This window comes from Microcoleus sp. B4-C2 (genome assembly GCF_036705265.1).
Taxonomy (GTDB): domain Bacteria; phylum Cyanobacteriota; class Cyanobacteriia; order Cyanobacteriales; family Microcoleaceae; genus Microcoleus.
The window spans coordinates 1-17,097 of the sequence record NZ_JAUBUB010000125.1; the positions used below are offsets into that span (position 1 = coordinate 1).

General features: G+C 46.2%; 12 protein-coding genes. 9 read left to right on the forward strand and 3 right to left on the reverse strand.

Going from position 1 to position 17,097, the window contains the following annotated elements; genetic code table 11:
* Positions 1–398 (reverse strand): hypothetical protein (locus QUB20_RS25645; RefSeq protein WP_333291744.1); only part of this gene is annotated, 398 nt, incomplete at its 3' end.
* Positions 399–521: 123 nt separating this feature from the next.
* Here QUB20_RS25645 and QUB20_RS25650 point away from each other — a divergent pair.
* The 7 genes from QUB20_RS25650 (at position 522) to QUB20_RS25680 (ending at position 11,214) form a co-directional block, all read left to right on the forward strand.
* Positions 522–1,310 (forward strand): ABC-2 family transporter protein, encoded by a 789-nt coding sequence (locus QUB20_RS25650; protein ID WP_333250594.1) that lies wholly within the window; start codon positions 522–524, stop codon positions 1,308–1,310.
* Between the two features lie 346 nt (positions 1,311–1,656).
* Positions 1,657–4,221 (forward strand): nitrite reductase large subunit NirB, encoded by a 2,565-nt coding sequence (gene nirB / locus QUB20_RS25655; protein WP_333250596.1) that lies wholly within the window; start codon positions 1,657–1,659, stop codon positions 4,219–4,221.
* Positions 4,222–4,631: 410 nt separating this feature from the next.
* The gene (nirD, locus tag QUB20_RS25660) at positions 4,632–4,991 is read left to right on the forward strand and encodes a nitrite reductase small subunit NirD (RefSeq protein ID WP_333057424.1); all 360 of its coding nucleotides are present in this window, start codon (positions 4,632–4,634) and stop codon (positions 4,989–4,991) included.
* Positions 4,992–5,208: 217 nt separating this feature from the next.
* Positions 5,209–7,302, forward strand: a complete 2,094-nt coding sequence (locus QUB20_RS25665) for a HEAT repeat domain-containing protein (protein ID WP_333250598.1) — start codon at positions 5,209–5,211, stop codon at positions 7,300–7,302.
* Between the two features lie 33 nt (positions 7,303–7,335).
* Entirely contained in the window at positions 7,336–8,580 is a 1,245-nt protein-coding gene (locus QUB20_RS25670) for a hypothetical protein (RefSeq protein ID WP_333250600.1), read from the forward strand.
* 786 nt (positions 8,581–9,366) lie between these two features.
* Positions 9,367–9,897, forward strand: a complete 531-nt coding sequence (locus tag QUB20_RS25675; protein WP_333057426.1) for a peptidoglycan-binding protein — start codon at positions 9,367–9,369, stop codon at positions 9,895–9,897.
* A gap of 234 nt (positions 9,898–10,131) precedes the next feature.
* The gene (locus QUB20_RS25680) at positions 10,132–11,214 is read left to right on the forward strand and encodes a patatin-like phospholipase family protein (RefSeq protein WP_333250603.1); all 1,083 of its coding nucleotides are present in this window, start codon (positions 10,132–10,134) and stop codon (positions 11,212–11,214) included.
* 261 nt (positions 11,215–11,475) lie between these two features.
* Here QUB20_RS25680 and QUB20_RS25685 read toward each other — a convergent pair whose 3' ends face one another.
* Together QUB20_RS25685 and QUB20_RS25690 are read right to left on the reverse strand one after the other, a co-directional pair.
* Positions 11,476–13,176: a pentapeptide repeat-containing protein gene (locus tag QUB20_RS25685; RefSeq protein WP_333250605.1), complete on the reverse strand. Its 1,701-nt coding sequence runs from the start codon at positions 13,174–13,176 to the stop codon at positions 11,476–11,478.
* A gap of 571 nt (positions 13,177–13,747) precedes the next feature.
* The gene (locus QUB20_RS25690; RefSeq protein ID WP_333057452.1) at positions 13,748–14,164 is read right to left on the reverse strand and encodes a hypothetical protein; all 417 of its coding nucleotides are present in this window, start codon (positions 14,162–14,164) and stop codon (positions 13,748–13,750) included.
* Between the two features lie 255 nt (positions 14,165–14,419).
* Here QUB20_RS25690 and QUB20_RS25695 point away from each other — a divergent pair, with 255 nt between their 5' ends.
* Together QUB20_RS25695 and QUB20_RS25700 are read left to right on the forward strand one after the other, a co-directional pair.
* Positions 14,420–16,189, forward strand: coding sequence for a S8 family peptidase (locus tag QUB20_RS25695; RefSeq protein ID WP_333250607.1), 1,770 nt, complete (start codon positions 14,420–14,422; stop codon positions 16,187–16,189).
* A complete protein-coding gene (locus tag QUB20_RS25700; protein WP_333057430.1) occupies positions 16,186–16,407 on the forward strand; it encodes a hypothetical protein in 222 nt (73 codons plus the stop codon). The genes QUB20_RS25695 and QUB20_RS25700 overlap by 4 nt, the downstream gene beginning before the upstream one ends.
* Positions 16,408–17,097: the final 690 nt, after the last annotated feature.

Here is a 17,097-nt window from a genome sequence, read left to right on the forward strand (position 1 = left end):
GTTGCTAAAAATGAAAAATTGAACAGGCAAGATGCCTGTTCCACGAGAGGTTCAATATTTTGTGGAACGGGCATCTTACCCGTTGCTAAAAATGAAAAATTGAACAGGCAAGATGCCTGTTCCACGAGAGGTTCAATATTTTGTGGAACGGGCATCTTACCCGTTGCTAAAAATGAAAAATTGAACAGGCAAGATGCCTGTTCCACGAGAGGTTCAATATTTTGTGGAACGGGCATCTTACCCGTTGCTAAAAATGAAAAATTGAACAGGCAAGATGCCTGTTCCACGAGAGGTTCAATATTTTGTGGAACGGGCATCTTACCCGTTGCTAAAAATGAAAAATTGAACAGGCAAGATGCCTGTTCCACGAGAGGTTCAATATTTTGTGGAACGGGCATCTTGCCCGTTGCTAAAAATGAAAAATTGAACAGGCAAGATGCCTGTTCCACAAGAGTTTAAATATTTTGTGGAACGGGCATCTTGCCCGTTGCTAACACCTAAAAATTAAATCTACAATTGATATGAACAGAATTGTGAGAATTGCTAAAACTTTGCTAGTTACCTACTACGCTTATATGCTCGAATACCGGGCAGAATTGTTCTTGTGGGCGCTTTCGGGAGCTTTGCCGTTTATCTTGATGGGTGTTTGGATGCAGGCGGCGGAAACTGGTCAATTTGGGCTGAATTCGATCGACTTTGCCCGTTATTTTTTAGCGGCTTTCATTGTCAGGCAAACAAATGTAGTTTGGGTGATTTGGGAGTTTGAAAAGGAAGTAGTGCAAGGCAGGCTATCCAATAGATTGTTGCAGCCTCTCGATCCTGTATGGCACCACTTCGCATCTCACATTTCCGAAAGGTTTGCGAGGCTGCCGTTTGTATTGGGATTAGTGCTGCTGTTTTTTGCACTTTACCCGCAGGCTTTTTGGCTGCCAAGTTTGGGCAGGTTTTTGCTGTTTTTGCTGGTTATCGTCTTGGCTTTTTGCTTGCGGTTTATTATACAGTATACCTTTGCGCTGTTTGCTTTTTGGCTGGAGAGGGCAAGTGCGATCGAGCAATTCTGGTTTCTAATTTACCTGTTTTTATCGGGACTTATCGCGCCACTAGAAGTGTTTCCCGCACCCGTGCGCGAAGTAGTTTTGTGGACGCCGTTTCCTTATTTGATTCATTTTCCCGCTTCTATCTTGATAGGATTACCCGTAGATTTAGGCCGCGGTTTGTTGGTAATGTTGGGTTGGAGTGCGGTGTTTTTTGTGTGGAATCGCTGGCTTTGGCGGCAGGGTTTGAAGCAGTATTCGGGCATGGGCGCTTAAATAATAATTAAGAATTAGAAAACTGTAAGGTGCGTCACAGTAAAAATATTAATCGTTTTGTCAAAAAGACTTACTTGACGCACCCTACTTAACTGTGGAGTAAATCTAAAATCTAAAATCTAAAATCGACTAACGCACCCCACTTAACTGTGGAGTAAATCTAAAATCTAAAATCTAAAATCTAAAATCTAAAATCGGTCGATCGCACATATCATGCAAAAATGCAATCGGGAGTATTCGACAATTGCATAAATCTCCATTTTTTGTATCTATAAGTACAAAAGTTTATAATAAATTCTTATATTAATTAACCCAACGACTGATAAACGGGATAAAATAGATTCTCATGACAGCCAAAAAAAACCTCATTGTAATCGGCAATGGCATGGTAGGTCACAAGTTCCTGGAGTTAATGGTGAGCTCGGATGCTGCCAAACACTGGAATTTAATTACTTTTTGTGAAGAACCGCGCGTTGCTTACGATCGCGTAAACCTCAGCGGATTTTTCTCTGGCAAAACAGCGGGAGATTTATCTTTAGTTGCACCGGGATTTTATCAACAAAACGGCATCCAGATTCACATTGGCGACAAAGCAGTCGCCATTAATCGGGAACAAAAAACAGTCTCTTCAGCCAACGGTTTAGAAGTTCCCTACGACAAAATTGTTCTCGCGACCGGTTCCTATCCATTTGTGCCATCAATTCAAGGCAAAGACGCTACAGGAACTTTTGTTTACCGGACAATTGACGACCTGGAAGCGATGTCCGATTACGCTAAAAATTGCAAAACAGGTGTAGTAATTGGCGGCGGTTTGTTAGGTCTAGAATGTGCTAATGCTCTGCAAAATATGGGCTTGAAAACTCACGTTGTTGAGTTTGCGCCGCGGCTGATGCCCGTGCAAGTTGACGAGATGGGCGGTGCAATTCTCCGCAGCAAAATAGAACATTTGGGGGTTTCGGTTCATACCAGCAAATCTACAACAGAAATTGTTAGCGAAGATGGCAAAGTTACTAAAATGCTGTTTGCTGACGGTTCGGAATTAGCAACAGATATGATTGTGTTTTCTGCTGGCATTCGCCCCCGCGACGAAATTGCCAGAAGTTGCGGTATAGAAGTAGGTGAACGCGGTGGCATTTTGATTAATGATAGCTGCCAAACCTCCGATCCTGACATTTATGCGATCGGAGAATGTGCCCTGTATCAAAATCGCATCTACGGCTTAGTTGCGCCTGGGTATACAATGGCAAGCGTAGCAGCAGATATTTTGAGCCGTGCAGCGGATGACGGGCAAGATGCCCGTCCCACAAGCACTTTTACAGGTGCGGATATGTCCACTAAACTCAAATTATTGGGAGTGGATGTCGCTAGTTTTGGAGAGCCTTTTCCCAAGTCGGGCGAGGCTAAAGAAATTGTTGTCGCTGACACCTTCCAAGGCATTTACAAAAAATTAGTTTTAAATCAAGACGGCAGCCGAATTTTAGGCGGAATTCTCGTAGGAGATGCTTCGGCTTACGGCACTTTGCTGCAATTCATGCAAAATGAAATTGCTCTGCCGCCGCATCCCGAAGATTTATTAATGCCACCGCGAGAAGGGGGAGCACCGGCGGGTTTTGGAGTTGACAGTTTGCCGGATTCTGCTCAAATTTGTTCTTGCAATAATGTTACCAAAGGGCAGATTTGTGCAGCGATTCGCGAGCATAATTTAACCGATGTTGCCAGCGTCAAAAAATGCACTCAAGCTGGGACGGGCTGCGGCGGGTGCGTGCCTTTGGTGACGGATATCTTCAAGGCGGAGATGAAGAAAGCTGGGTTTGCAGTCAAAAATAATCTCTGCGAACATTTTGAATATTCTCGTCAAGAATTGTACCATTTAGTGCGTTCTCAAGAGATTAAAACCTTTGAGGAGTTGATTGAAAGACACGGCAAAGGTAAGGGCTGCGAAATTTGCAAGCCTGCTGTTGGTTCGATGCTGGCTTCTACTTGGAATGACCACATTTTAGAGAAGTCTCACGTCGCTTTGCAAGATACGAACGATTACTTTTTGGCCAACATTCAGCGCGACGGTACTTATTCGGTAGTGCCGCGAATACCGGGGGGAGAAATCACTCCCGATAAGTTGATTGTTTTGGGAGAAGTTGCCAGGGATTTTGGGCTTTATACTAAGATTACTGGCGGGCAACGGATTGATTTGTTTGGGGCTCGCGTGGATCAATTGCCGCATATTTGGCGGCGGTTGATTGATGCGGGATTTGAGTCGGGACACGCTTACGGTAAGGCTCTGCGTACTGTAAAATCTTGTGTGGGTAGCACTTGGTGCCGCTTTGGGGTGCAGGATTCTACGAGTTTGGCGATCGAAGTTGAATTGCGGTATCGTGGTTTGCGATCGCCCCACAAGCTCAAATCTGCTGTCTCTGGTTGCACTCGCGAATGCGCGGAAGCTCAAAGCAAGGACTTTGGGATAATTGCGACAGAGAATGGTTGGAATTTGTATGTGTGTGGCAACGGCGGTATTAAGCCACAGCACGCGGTTTTGCTGGCGACGGATATCGATAAGGAAACGCTGATTAAGTATATCGATCGATTCTTGGTTTTCTACATCCGCACCGCCGACAGATTGGAACGCACTGCTACTTGGTTGAACAAACTTGAGGGCGGAATTGAATATTTGAAACAGGTAATAATTGAGGATTCTCTGGGCATTTGTGCTGAATTAGAAGCGCAGATGGAACATTTAGTGAATACTTATCAATGTGAGTGGAAAACGACGATTGAAGACCCACAAAAGGTGCAGCGATTCCAGCATTTTGTGAATTCCGATTTGCCAGATCCGAGTATTGTTCGTGTTGCGGAACGGGGACAAACGCGGCCGGCTAACGAACATGAAAAGGCTCTCGCTGGAGTTTCGGAATAATCGATCCCCCCTAGCCCCCCTTAATAAGGGGGGGACAAGAGTATTAATCTCGTTCCCAGGCTCTGCCTGGGAATGAATTCCGGGAGGCTCTGCCTCCTTCCGCGAGGCGAGGCAGAGCCTCGAAATCTACGTTCCCAGCCGGAGACTGGGAACGAGATTGAAGTAAATTAACAGGAAAAGAAAGCAGAGCCTCAAAACGCGAGGCAGAGCCTCGAAACCTACGCTCCCAGCCGGACAGTGGGAACGAGATTGGAATCAGGGGAGGGAGCAAGAATCTCGTTCCCAGGCTCTGCCTGGGAATGAATTCCGGGAGGCTATGCCTCCTTCGGCCAGGCGAGGCAGAGCCTCGAAACCTACGTTCCCAGCCGGAGACTGGGAACGAGATTGAAGTAAATTAACAGGAAAAGAAAATGGTTCAATCATTACAAGTTTCCGATACAGTAACAACTTGGGTAGATGTGTGTTCTCTGGATGCGATCGCCCCTTATACTGGAGTTTGCGCTTTAGTTAAAGGCGAACAAGTGGCGATTTTCCGAGTGGGAAACGGGGATGAAGTTTATGCGCTTAGCAATTACGACCCGTTTAGTAAAGCTTTTGTTTTGTCGCGGGGAATTGTGGGCGATCGCAACGGCACTCTCAAAGTTGCTTCTCCCATTTACAAACAAAACTTTAGTCTGACTACCGGGCAATGTCTGGATGATGAAACGGTAAAGATTCCTACTTTTGCGGTTCGGGTTGTAGCCGATCGCGTCCAAGTAGCTGTTAGTTAGATTCAGCGGCTTAATTGTTCGATCGCCATCCGCCACCACCTAACATTTCTGTGGGTGCTGGCGGATTTTGCATTAGGGCCCTCCCGACTCAGTATTTTTCGTATAAAATAGAGTCGATTGGCTCCATACTCCACGCTCGCTCAAAAAAATCTCAATTAATATCCGAGCTGATGCGAGGATGGTCAATGCAAACAAACTTAAGGGGCAGGGTATCGGTATGTTGTTAAAAAAACTTGTTTCCGAAAATAATCCCCAGACTGTAGCAGAGTTAATCCATGCCCAACTCAAAATCGGTCAACTGACTTGGGGCGAACTCAACATACAAGTTTTCGGCCAGCACTGGCGGGACGAATCTTTGCACGAAGTCCTCAGAGAAATTGCAGCTAAGCTCGACAAAGAAACAGCGAGCCAAATTATAGAATATCTCACAGATCAGAACGGTCAACAAGAAAAATTTATTAATTTGTTTTTAGCAGCGCAATGCTTGTTAAAAGTTAAAAATGATGTTAATAAAAAAACCGAAAAAAAACTGTTAAACGCTTTAAAAAAGTTATCGCAATACGGTACGGGTTTCCTGATTCTTTATCAAAGCGCTCAAGAATTGCAGGAAACTTATCAAATTCGCAATCGATCGATCGCCGCGATCGCCCAAACTTGGAAAAACGACCCGCAAACCCTGCCCTGGCTGAAAATACTCGCTCACTCCACCGACTGTGGCGAAGTCCGAGCCACAGCAGTCGAAGCAATAGCCCGTGGTTGGCCAGATCAGCCAGAAATTTACCTGATGCTCAAAAACCTCGCCAAATCAGATCCAAGCTGGGCAGTGCGATCGACCTGTGTGCGAGAAATGGCTTGTGGTTGGGCAGACACGAGCGATACCTGGCCGCTGCTGACTGCCTTGGCTCAGTCCGATCAAAGTCCCGCAGTCCGCACCGCAGCACTCGAACAATTGGCCTCTAATTGGCCCGATCGCACAGATACCTTGCTGCTGCTGAGAACCGCCGCCGAATCCGACGAAAATTTGGGAGTGCGAGTCTGTGCGTGGCAAGCAATAGCCAGAGGTTGGCACAGCCTTTTAGGCACCGCCTCCCTGCTCAAAAACCTTGCCCAGACAGGAAGTTCTATCCTGCGAACCGTAGCGGTGCGCGAGTTGGCAGCGGGCTGGCCCGCCGCAGCCGACGTTTGCCTGCTGCTGAAAACCCTAGCCGAATCCGACAGCAGCAGAGAAGTGCGGACAGCAGCCTTAGAAGAATTGGCCTCGCACTGGCCCGACGAACCAGACATTTACCCGCTGCTGAAGACTAAAGCCGAGTCCGACGCGAGTTCCAGCGTCCGGCGCTCAGCAGTGCAAGCAATAGCCTCTGGCTGGCCCGGGAACCCCGAAACTCTGACTTTTTTGCAAAATATAGCATTGGGCGATCGCGACGCCGACCTGCGCGAAATAGCCCTACAACAGATAGCCGCAGGTTGGCCCGATCACCCAGAAACCCTGCCCCTGCTGCAAAAAATAGCTGATTCCGAGGATTACTGGACTGTGCGGCAAGTAGTAGTGGAGGCTGTCGCCGCACTGGCATCAGGCAGTCTCGAAATCTTTGGCTGGTTGCAAAATCTCGCCGCGTCTGACAGACACCTGAACGTCCGAGAAACTGCGGTGGCAGAGATCGCAAAACGCTGGTCTCATCGGGGCGAGACGCTGCCTTTCCTCAAAAGCCGGGTCGAGTATGAGCATGATTCTCACCTGCTGAGCGTGCTGGTGCGATCGATCGTGCGGGGGTGGCCCGACGCCCCGGAAACCTTGTCTTGGCTGAAAATTCAGCTCGATTCTGGGGAAGCGCTAGTGCGGGAAGCAGCGGTGCTTGAACTCGCTTACAACTGGTCAGACAATCCTGAAACTTGGATGCTGCTGGAGGCTAAAGCAGAGGGCGATGAGAGTCCCGCTGTCAGGCAAATCGCTTTGCAAAAGTTAGCGCGCGGGTGGACAAATCAGTCTCAAACTTTCGAGTGGCTGAAAATTAGAGCTCAAAAAGATCAAGATTCGCAGGTGCGGGCGATCGCCCTGGTAGAGTTAATGCGGGGATGGAAAGATGAGCCGGGAATGTTTGAGTTTTTGCGCGATCGAACTTTGAGCGATCCTGACAATCAAAACGGTTCTTTTCCTTACAATCCCAGATTTACAGCACTCGAAGCTATTATCGAACATTATCCCGAAAATCCGGGAGTTGTGCCCTTGTTGCGATCGCTTGCAGTTTCCGACGCAGAAGAGCAAGTGCGGGCCTTAGCGAGTCGCCGGCTACGCAGCCAAGACTGGTAAGTGGAAACAATCCTTTAGACCTTTCCGAAAATTATGGTTATTCAGCGTTGGACAGTTAGTTGCGGAACCTGCAAAACAAACCATACTCTACGCATCTCACTGGGAACTGATCGTTATCAAGAGCATACCTTCCCTTGCGTAAATTGTGGTGAGGATATGTCTGTTCGCTTGGACATTGATTTTGATGACTGGCGTAGGTTTGATAATTTGCCAGGCTTCAAGGCTCCACAAACTAAGTTTTCTACAGTTAGCAACTGTGAAGTTTGTCAAACTGAAGGAACCGTTATAAATTTAGACCCCAATTTCCTTGTTGCCGAAAAATATTTGCATAATGAATATTACTTTTCTTCGATTCATCAAGCTGAGCGATTGGGTGCTTTTGAAAGAATTGAAAAAACAAAAGATTACTTCTCAGGAAAGCAAATACTAGATATTTTTTCATTGGTAGGAGGCTTGAGAAATTTAAGAGAGAAGCTGGAATTTTTGATTAAAGCTTGGTCTCTTCACAACAGAGGCAAAGAGAATCTTGCACTTGAATACTTAGATAAACTTGCCGAGGATTTATTTGATAAATCTTATCCTTTGCACGAATCAATTCTAATGTTTAGTGCTTTGTTTATTGGTGAAGAGCGGAGCGAAGAAATGAAAACTATATTGAATGAAATTAAGGAAGCCAAAAGCCAAAATTCCTTACAATATTACAATCTTCGCTCATACTATTTGAAGGAACACGTAGAAGATTGCCTAGAGCGCCATTTAGAAAGTTTTAATGATTACTTGAAAAATTATGACGACCTACTTCAGCTCTATCTGTATGCAAAGCAGAAACAGAAAATTCCAGAGGATATATCACTGTCCTCCAATAAATTTAGAAACCTAAAGATGTTTTATGGAAATATCTACGAACACATAACTTCAAGTCTTTTCATTTTGGCAGGTATAAATAACATATTAAGTGGTCGTAATTTTGATATTTTTGAAGAGATGGATCTGAAGAAATATATGACTATAAATAAGGCTAATAGAGCTAACCCCTTTAAAAATAGACACAGCTTTGCTCCTGTCGTTCAGTGTTTAGATAGTACGCTAAGGAATGCATCGCATCATGGTGCGATGAAACTGCAAATAAACTCAAACATTATTCAGTATCGTTCAGGAGGGACGGGAGCATTAAATACCATTAGTTACACTGAATATTTGCATAAATGTAATGAAATGATGTTCTCTTCTTGTATGCTTTTGATTGTCGAATTGATGATTATAAAAAATTTGATATAGTTCGTTTCTTGGGGGACAGGCATCCAGCCCTCCCTGGGCTGGCTTTTGACTTCTATATCTATTCATTCCCACAAAAGACCGAGCGCAAACCGCACCGCTTCCCCCATCATCGAACAACCAACACGATCCGAACCTGTTTTCTCCCACCTGATCAACTGTTCGCGAAAAGCCTGGTCTTGCTTGGCAGTAATGCACGATCGCTTGCAGTTTCCGACGCAGAAGAGCAAGTGCAGGTATGAGCCACTCTCCGGCTTCAAGTGTTAACAATTAACTGTTAATAATTGATCAAGAGGGTAATTGCAAACCGCACCGCTTCCCTCATCATCGAACAACGAACGCGATCAGACGGCGTTTTCTCCCACCTGAGCAACTGTTCCGGAAAAGCCGGGTCTTGCTTAGCCCGCTACACGAGGCTTGCAGTTTCCGACGCAGAAGAGCAAGTGCGGGCCTTAGCGAGTCGCCGGCTACGCAGCCAAGACTGGTAAGTAGAAACAATCCTTTAGACACCTCGGAAAATTCATCATGCCTGCTCTTCTTTCTGGAGTTTGAGGAGGCTCCAACTTTAGGCGTTTAGTGCATAACTTGTCTTCGTTGCACTCTTAACATTGTTTCAGTATATCATTCCGCCGCAGCCGGAAGAGATATTAACAGTTAACACTGGGACTAACTTAAACGAGTGACACTCAAATGAGTGACACTCGAAAAAGTGACTGTGCATCCACAAATCCCACCAGTTATACCTGAAATATCAAACACCAAAACTTAACTGTTGAGAGGAAGCACATTATGTACACCGAAGAAAGAAGCTTGAACAATGAAACTATGGCTCTCGTCGCCGATAATACTGCTCAATCAACTCTGGCATTTGCTGAAACCACGGGAGTAAACAAACCCACTTTACAAATGGGTTCAACAGGTCAAGCTGTCAAGGAACTACAACAGCTTCTATATCATTGGGGTTATTATTTTGGCCCGATTGACGGTATCTTCGGTGTCCAAGTTCAAAACGCCGTCAAAGGCTATCAACACCGCGTCTTTTTAAAAGAAGATGGGATTGTCGGCCCTATCACTTGGGAAGCACTATACTCTGGTGCACCTGTGAATATGCCGGTCGTCATGAAGGGCAGTTCTGGTAATGCTGTTAAAATTGTTCAGAATGTCTTGAAAATCAATGGATACTATTTCGGATTCATTGACGGATTCTTCGGGCCGATGACCGATGTAGCCGTGCGACAATTGCAACTGAGCAAGGCTTTACCGCAAGATGGAATTGTCGGCTATAGAACTTGGCACGCCCTCAGCAAGTTACCGCACTAATAACGGGTTGGATTCATATCAATTCCGGTTGCACTCCTCCGGAATTGTTGACTGTTGACTGTTTAGTCGGAAGCCAAAAACTGAATGGTTGACTGTTGACTGTTGACGCGATTTTCTTATTCCGAGGCAACCGGAAACCATATTATGATGACGTTGGTTATTGGTATTTTGATGCTGTATGAGTTTGTTTCATTTATCTTGACAACTTAAGCAATATCTAAAGGAGTAAATGTGATGGGGACTAAATTCAAGAGAAGAATTCTCTCAATTGATGGTGGCGGTATCCGAGGTATTATTCCTGCGATCGTTCTCAACTACATTGAAGAGCGCACAGGAAAACGCATAGCAACAATGTTTGATTTTATTGCAGGCACTTCAACAGGAGGAATTTTAGCACTGGGTTTAACTAGAAAGAACTCAGACTCTAGCATCAATCGTGAGCCAGAGTATACCGCTGCCGAACTTGTAAATTTCTATCGCAAGTATGGACAAAAGGTTTTTAATCAGAATATTCCAATGTCTTTTGACGAGTTGCTACAACCCAAGCACAACCCAAAAGGTAAGCAACAAGTTTTAAAGGATCTTCTAGGTGAAGCTAAGGTTGAAGATGCATTACGAGAAATTTTCATCCCCAGCTATGATATCGAACTGAGAGCACCAGTTTTTTTTACAAGCAATCCGGACGCAGAGGAATGCGACAGTATTCATAGCCGCAAACTATGTAGTGGATTCAAAATGTGGGAGGCAGCCATGGCAACTTCTGCTGCACCGACATTCTTTCCACCCTACGAACTCGAAACGGCACATACTACCGATGAGGGACATTACGCTTTGGTAGACGGTGGAGTTTTTGCAAATAATCCTGCTTCAATTGCAATGATGGAGGCAATGATTTCTTACAAGAAAAAGACTGATGAAGAACTACACCGTAAGGATACCCTTGTTGTTTCTTTGGGTACTGGCTCAGTCACCAGGAGGTATAAGTATAGAGACGCCAAAAATTGGGGACAAATCAAATGGGCGCTTCCCTTACTTAACGTTGTTTTAGATGGTCAAAGCGAATCTGTTGCGTTTCAGCTTCAGCAGCTAATGGTGAGTAAAGGAGACAAAGATAATAACCGAAACTACTATCGTTTTCAACTTCAATTGAGTAGCGATAATGGTCAAGACCAAATGGACAACGCAAGTCCCAGTAATATCGATCACCTTGAGGAGCGAGGTGAAAAACTGATTGAACACAGTAAGAAAGATTTGAATGAGTTGTGTAATCTTTTGAAGGAGGAAACTGAACTATATTCTAATCAACCGGACAGTTAAATCGAGATCCGGTTGGAGGATTTTTAATGGGGGTAAGATTTTGTGTGTATTCATGCCCACAAAAGGGCATCCCAAACCGCACGGCTTCCCCCATTAGCGAACAACGATCGCGATCCGAAGCCGTTTTCTCCCACGTGAGCAACTCTTCCCGAAACACCGGGTCTTGCTTGGCAGTAATGCACGATCGCTTGCATTTTCCGATGCAGAAGAGCAAGTGCGGGCTTTAGCGGGTCGCCGGCTTCGATTATTAACAGTTAATTGTTAATAATTGATCAAAAGGGCGATCGCAAACCGCACCGCTTCCCCCATCATCGAACCACGAACGCGATCGGACGCCGTTTTCTCCCACGCGAGCAACTGTTCGCGAAAAACTGGGTCTTGCTTGGCCCGCTGCACGATCGCCTGACTGATGACTTTCTTTTGAATCTGCTCTGTTGGGATACCTTGCTGCTTCAAATAATCCAACAGTCGCTGCACGCTTTCGGAGAATTTATCCGGCGTCTGAGACATCAAAATAAACGAAATTTGGCGCACCATTCGCTGGTAGATTTCCTGTCTTCTGAGCAAAGCCTCCTTGTGACTCGCCTCCGCATTGTTACTAGGAACAGCCAAGTCGAGCAAATTCAAAATTTCAGCGCCCTTGGCTAAAACTTTTTCCAACATATCTGGATAAAGCTCCAAAATGCGATCGCCCAAAATCTTGCCGTTTACCAAACGGTTCGCGCTCAGCCTCAGTAAATTTTGTTCTCCCGCAGAATCAAAAAATTGAACGTTGAATTTGAGTTGGTGGCTTTCCAACTCCACCCGCCGCAGCGTAAAAACCAAAGCCTCCCAATTAGGAGATTCATCAAAACACACCTTGACAATAGAACTGTCCTCTTGATGCTGCCGCCCCAATTCCCCCGACTCAAAATCGCGATCGACCGGAAAGCGATTGGCCGCAACTTTGGCAGTATAATCAAACTCAGTAAAAACATAGCTGCAGTCAACTCTCGACAGATCGACATCTTGAACTTGCCAATTTTGAATGCAGCAACCCGTAAGCTGCGCCCCCTCCAAATTCGTCCGAATCAAACGGCACTCAATCAAACAAGCTTCTCTTAAATCCGCCTCACTCAACATCGCATCCATCAAATAAGCGCCACTCAAATCAGCTTTCCGCAAATCAGCACTTCGCAAATTAGCTTCGCTCAAATCAGCTCGCAGTAAATACACTCCTTGCAGGTTAGCTCGCAGCAAAAGCGCCTTCTTAAAACTCGCTTTCAATAAATAAGAACCCGCCAGATTAGCTCGACTCAAATCAGCGTTATCCAGCACCGCCTCAGTCAAATCCGCCCCCGCCAGCACAGCTCGGTGCAAGTCAGCGCCCGTCAGATTTGCCGATCGCATTTGAGCGCCATTCAAGTCAGCTTCAATCAAATTTACACCGCTCAAAATTGCCGATCGCAAATTCGCTTCCACCAAATGCGCTTCCCGCAAATTAGCACCCGTTAAATTAGCACCAACAAGACTGGCGCGGTTGAGATTCGCCTCCATCAATTCCGCCTCCATCAACTTCGCGCCGTCGAGTTTAGCCCCGGCAAAATTAATTTGGTCAGATTTAACTCCTTGAAGATTAGCACCGCCCAAATCCGCTTCCGGAAACGCGGCCCAATTGAGTTCTGCTGCTTTCAAACAAGCAAGGCGCAAATCCGCTTTAGCAAGATTTGCCCCGCTCAAATTTGCCCCGCTCAGATTCGCCCCAGCCAGCCCCACACTGCGGAGATCCGCCCGCCGCAAACAAGCCCCTATCAACTTGGCATTGCTCAAAAAAGACCAGCTCAAATTAGCACCGGTCAAGTTAGCACCAGTGAGGTCTATTTCTCGCAGGTTAACACCGCTTAAACTAGCGCCGCTAAGGTCAATGTGACCAAAGTTGCGCTCTCCCTGTTGATAGCGCTGTAAAAATTCTTGTGTTTGCATTCCGCAGATTGGGGGGCTGGCAATTTAGCTGTTTTAGGACGCGCGGGTCAATCGATTTTAGATTTTAGATTTTAGATTTTAGATTAAAGCATTGACCCCACAGATAAATACGTTCGGCAATTTTCATCGGATACAGGTTTTTTATTTCTGGACGGATGAATCACGTGGCGGGTATCCTGGATGCGAGGGGGTCAATAACTTGAACTGTAAGGTACGCACGGAACACGAGCGGGCTAAGCACGGGAACACCACTCCTACTACTTACTGTAATAACTCATGTCCTCCGGGTGATCCGTGCGTACTTTACCCCTATAGATGGCAGTTCAAAGGATTTGGTGCGTAAGTTCTATTTCTACTACCAGTTTTACAGACTTTTGTAACTTCAAGTAGCCGAGTTCATATCTAATACGCTGGGAGCATCTTATATTTGGAAAAATACTTCTTCTGGCTCCTTCCTTCTTCCTGTTTCCTTCTGCCTCCTGCCTCCAAACTCCTGCCTCCAAACTCCAATTTTGGGCTTGGTTGCTTTCATTGAGATGCTCCCCATACACTGCCCCGCCGGAGAGTGTTTTTACCTAAAGCGCTGCAATTCTTGCTGTAAGTGTTTTCCCCATTTAGTCGCTAGAGGAATTTCTGTAAAAGGAACCTGCACCGCAGCAGCATCTTTCAACAAAAATTCTAGGGCGATTGGACTTCCCGAATTCGGCGGCGACTCTAAATCAACTGCCTGAGAGTTGACTAACAACCGCAGCGACTGCACGTCTTTTAAAGAAAAAGTTTGCAAATTTACAGGCCCGCTGCGAGTAGGTTTTCCCCAAGTTAAACAGTCTTCTTGCTGACCGAGTACAGCATAAATATCGTACTTAGCTTTAGCGAATTGTTCTGCCCAGACGCGATACGCTTCCAGCTTTTGATACTCGTTCCACCCTGCCCAAGCCAGCCCGATAAAGATTGCCAGCAGGGGCAGCCACATTAAACCTCTTTCCATGCAATACCCTTGTTGAAAATACTCGCTTGTTCTGTTTCTCATCTTCTCTAATGATACAATTAATTGAACTCCTAAAACTTGCTCTGCAATTTAAACTAGAAATTAGAGCAATTTTTGATCGAGCAACAGCCACAGCCGAAAAATACCAAACGCCCGCGTGCGAGATATCCACAAGCCACAGCAAGGAAAACTGGCGCGGGCAGTGAAAATTGGGTTATTGTGGTGAACACGCCTTCCCTAAACGGACGATCGGCAATGAAAAAGTTTTTCCTTCTGTGCTTATTTTTAATCGGGCTCGGCTGGGCGATTTCTAATTTCCCAGGACTTGCTACTCAAGGCACTTACGACTCGATTGTGCTGGATTTCCGCGAAGATTTGGGTGCTGCTGAGATTGCGAAAGAAGTAAATGCGATCGCCCAACAGTACCAAGTCGCACCGCAACTCAACAGCGAATTCTCAGCGGCAGACAATGTATATGTAGTTAAGGGCGATCGCACTTTGCTAAACGCCCTGAGAAAATCAAATTTGGCTAAAGATACCGAATACATTGAACCGAACTACGTCTACAGCGCTTTCGAGATTCCCAACGACCCCATGTATACGAAGCAGTGGAATCTCCGCAGCATCAACGTAGAATCTGCCTGGAACGAAACCAAAGGCAGCGGCACAACAGTAGCGATAATTGACACGGGTATTACTCCAGTCGCTGACTTAAAAGAAACCAAATTTGTACCGGGCTACGACTTTGTAAACGATCGCGCCGAAGCCTACGATGACAACGGCCACGGTACTCACGTCGCAGGTACTGTCGCCCAATCAACTAACAACAATTACGGCGTTGCGGGCATCGCCTACGAAGCAGCTTTAATGCCGCTAAAAGTGTTAAGCGGCAGCGGTGGCGGCACGGTTTCCGACATCGCCGAAGCAATTAAATTTGCTGCTGACAACGGCGCCGATGTTATCAACATGAGTCTCGGTGGCGGCGGTGAAAGTCAGTTAATGTCCGAGGCGATCGACTACGCCCACTCTAAAGGCGTTGTCATCATCGCAGCAGCCGGCAACTCCGGCGAAAGTTCCGCTTCCTATCCCGCCCGCTATCCCCACGTAATCGGCGTTTCCGCCCTCGGCCCCGACGACGAAAAAGCCTCTTACTCCAATTTCGGCGCAGGGGTTGACATTGCAGCCCCCGGCGGTTCTGAAATGGGCAAAATCCTGCAAAGTACGATCGACCCGGAAACCGGCGCCGAAGTCTTTGAAGGCTATCAAGGCACTAGCATGGCTTCTCCCCACGTTGCAGCCGTTGCAGCCCTTGTCAAGGCTTCCGGTATCACAGAACCAAACGAAATTCGCAGCGTACTCTTGCAGTCGTCGCGAAGTGTCACTGAAGATCCGTTAAACCATTTTGGTTCAGGACATCTAGACGCAGCCGCCGCAGTTCAGCTAGCCCAGCGCGGACAAATCAACTTCCGCGATTTCTTCCGCTGGCTGCGCGATAACGGCTATCTCAACCCCCGCTTTTGGATTGACGGCGGTGCAGTCGCCCTGTTGCCTAAAATTGCAATGGTGCTCGGTTCTTACCTGCTGGCTTTCTTGATGCGGAATTATTTCCCCTTCGCCTGGACTTGGGGCTTTTCCGGTGGCTTGATTGCTGGCAGTTCTGGGTTCTTTGGGCTGCGAAATCTGTTTGTATTTGACTTGCCGCAGTGGCCGATGCGGGTGATGGGCAGTTCTATTCCCGAACTCGGCGGTGCAATTAATGGCAGCAGTATGCTGAATCCCTTTTTTGCTAGCGTTTTGATTCCTGGGATTTTGATTGCTTTGCTGTTGGGACATCAACAGTGGAAGTGGATCGCGATCGCCATTTCGATCGGCTTTGCTAGCAGTTTAGCGGTGAATGCTTTTGTGTCTCCCGCAGTCTGGGGATTGGGCACAGGTTTATTATCACAAACATTCTTGATTGTCAATGCTTTTCTGTGTTTCGGACTGGCGCGTTTAGCAATTAAAACAGAGGTGCGATCGGCATGAGTATTACTGTCAAAGGCAAAATTGAACGCAAAGGATTAGGCCCGGGCACTTGGGCTTTGGTTGGCGAAGATGGGGAAACTTACGAACTTAAGAATGCTCCTTCTGAGTTGAAAAAAGCTGATTTGAAAGTCAGTGTCAAAGGTGAAGTCCGCAAGGATGTGATGACTTTTGCTATGATCGGCCCGGTTCTTGAGGTGCAGTCTTTTGATGTGTTGTAGGTCGATCGACTAATCCAGCTTTCGAGCAAAAAAAACCCCGGCCAAAATTGGCTGGGGTTTATTAATCAGGGTGCATCTTTATTTACTTTCCAGTGGCTAGGACGATGTTCGGGATCAATTTGATTTTTAACCGCCGATGTACGCAGATTAACGCGGATAATTCTTGATTTATTGAAATTTTGTGGTTTTGACTGCAATACGAAAAAAAAACCCGGCCAAAATTGGTCGGGAGTTAATTAATCAGGGTGCATCTACTAATTTAGTCTCCGGTTCGAGGTGCACCTGTTCGGGACAGTTTGAGAAAATTTTTGATAATTAGCGATTTTGGCTGTAATAAGCTGCTGTGCATCTAATTTGACAGTCAATTTTTCTACAATTATTGTGGGACGGGCATCTTGCCCGTCTCTGTACTCAATTTAGATGCGTAGCAGCTTACGACAAAAAAAACCCGGCCAAAATTGGTCGGGAGTTAATTAATCAGGGTGCATCTACTAATTTAGTCTCCGGTTCGAGGTGCACCTGTTCGGGACATTTTGGGAAAATTTGGGGAAATTCGTGGTTTGGGGTGCGATCGCCAAAAAAAAACCCCAAACCAAAATTGGCGGGGAGTTAATTAGAGACCTCCACAAAAAGAATGATCCAATAGCTATGTGGGTTTAGCGAAAATTTCTACAAACCATTTGTGAAGAT

Bases quoted from the DNA above. Each gene is read 5' to 3' on its own strand.
- QUB20_RS25650 (WP_333250594.1), top strand. From the start codon at position 522: ATGAACAGAATTGTGAGAATTGCTAAAACTTTGCTAGTTACCTACTAC.
- nirB (WP_333250596.1), top strand. From the start codon at position 1,657: ATGACAGCCAAAAAAAACCTCATTGTAATCGGCAATGGCATGGTAGGT.
- nirD (WP_333057424.1), top strand. From the start codon at position 4,632: ATGGTTCAATCATTACAAGTTTCCGATACAGTAACAACTTGGGTAGAT.
- QUB20_RS25665 (WP_333250598.1), top strand. From the start codon at position 5,209: ATGTTGTTAAAAAAACTTGTTTCCGAAAATAATCCCCAGACTGTAGCA.
- QUB20_RS25670 (WP_333250600.1), top strand. From the start codon at position 7,336: ATGGTTATTCAGCGTTGGACAGTTAGTTGCGGAACCTGCAAAACAAAC.
- QUB20_RS25675 (WP_333057426.1), top strand. From the start codon at position 9,367: ATGTACACCGAAGAAAGAAGCTTGAACAATGAAACTATGGCTCTCGTC.
- QUB20_RS25680 (WP_333250603.1), top strand. From the start codon at position 10,132: ATGGGGACTAAATTCAAGAGAAGAATTCTCTCAATTGATGGTGGCGGT.
- QUB20_RS25685 (WP_333250605.1), bottom strand. From the start codon at position 13,176: ATGCAAACACAAGAATTTTTACAGCGCTATCAACAGGGAGAGCGCAAC.
- QUB20_RS25690 (WP_333057452.1), bottom strand. From the start codon at position 14,164: ATGGAAAGAGGTTTAATGTGGCTGCCCCTGCTGGCAATCTTTATCGGG.
- QUB20_RS25695 (WP_333250607.1), top strand. From the start codon at position 14,420: ATGAAAAAGTTTTTCCTTCTGTGCTTATTTTTAATCGGGCTCGGCTGG.
- QUB20_RS25700 (WP_333057430.1), top strand. From the start codon at position 16,186: ATGAGTATTACTGTCAAAGGCAAAATTGAACGCAAAGGATTAGGCCCG.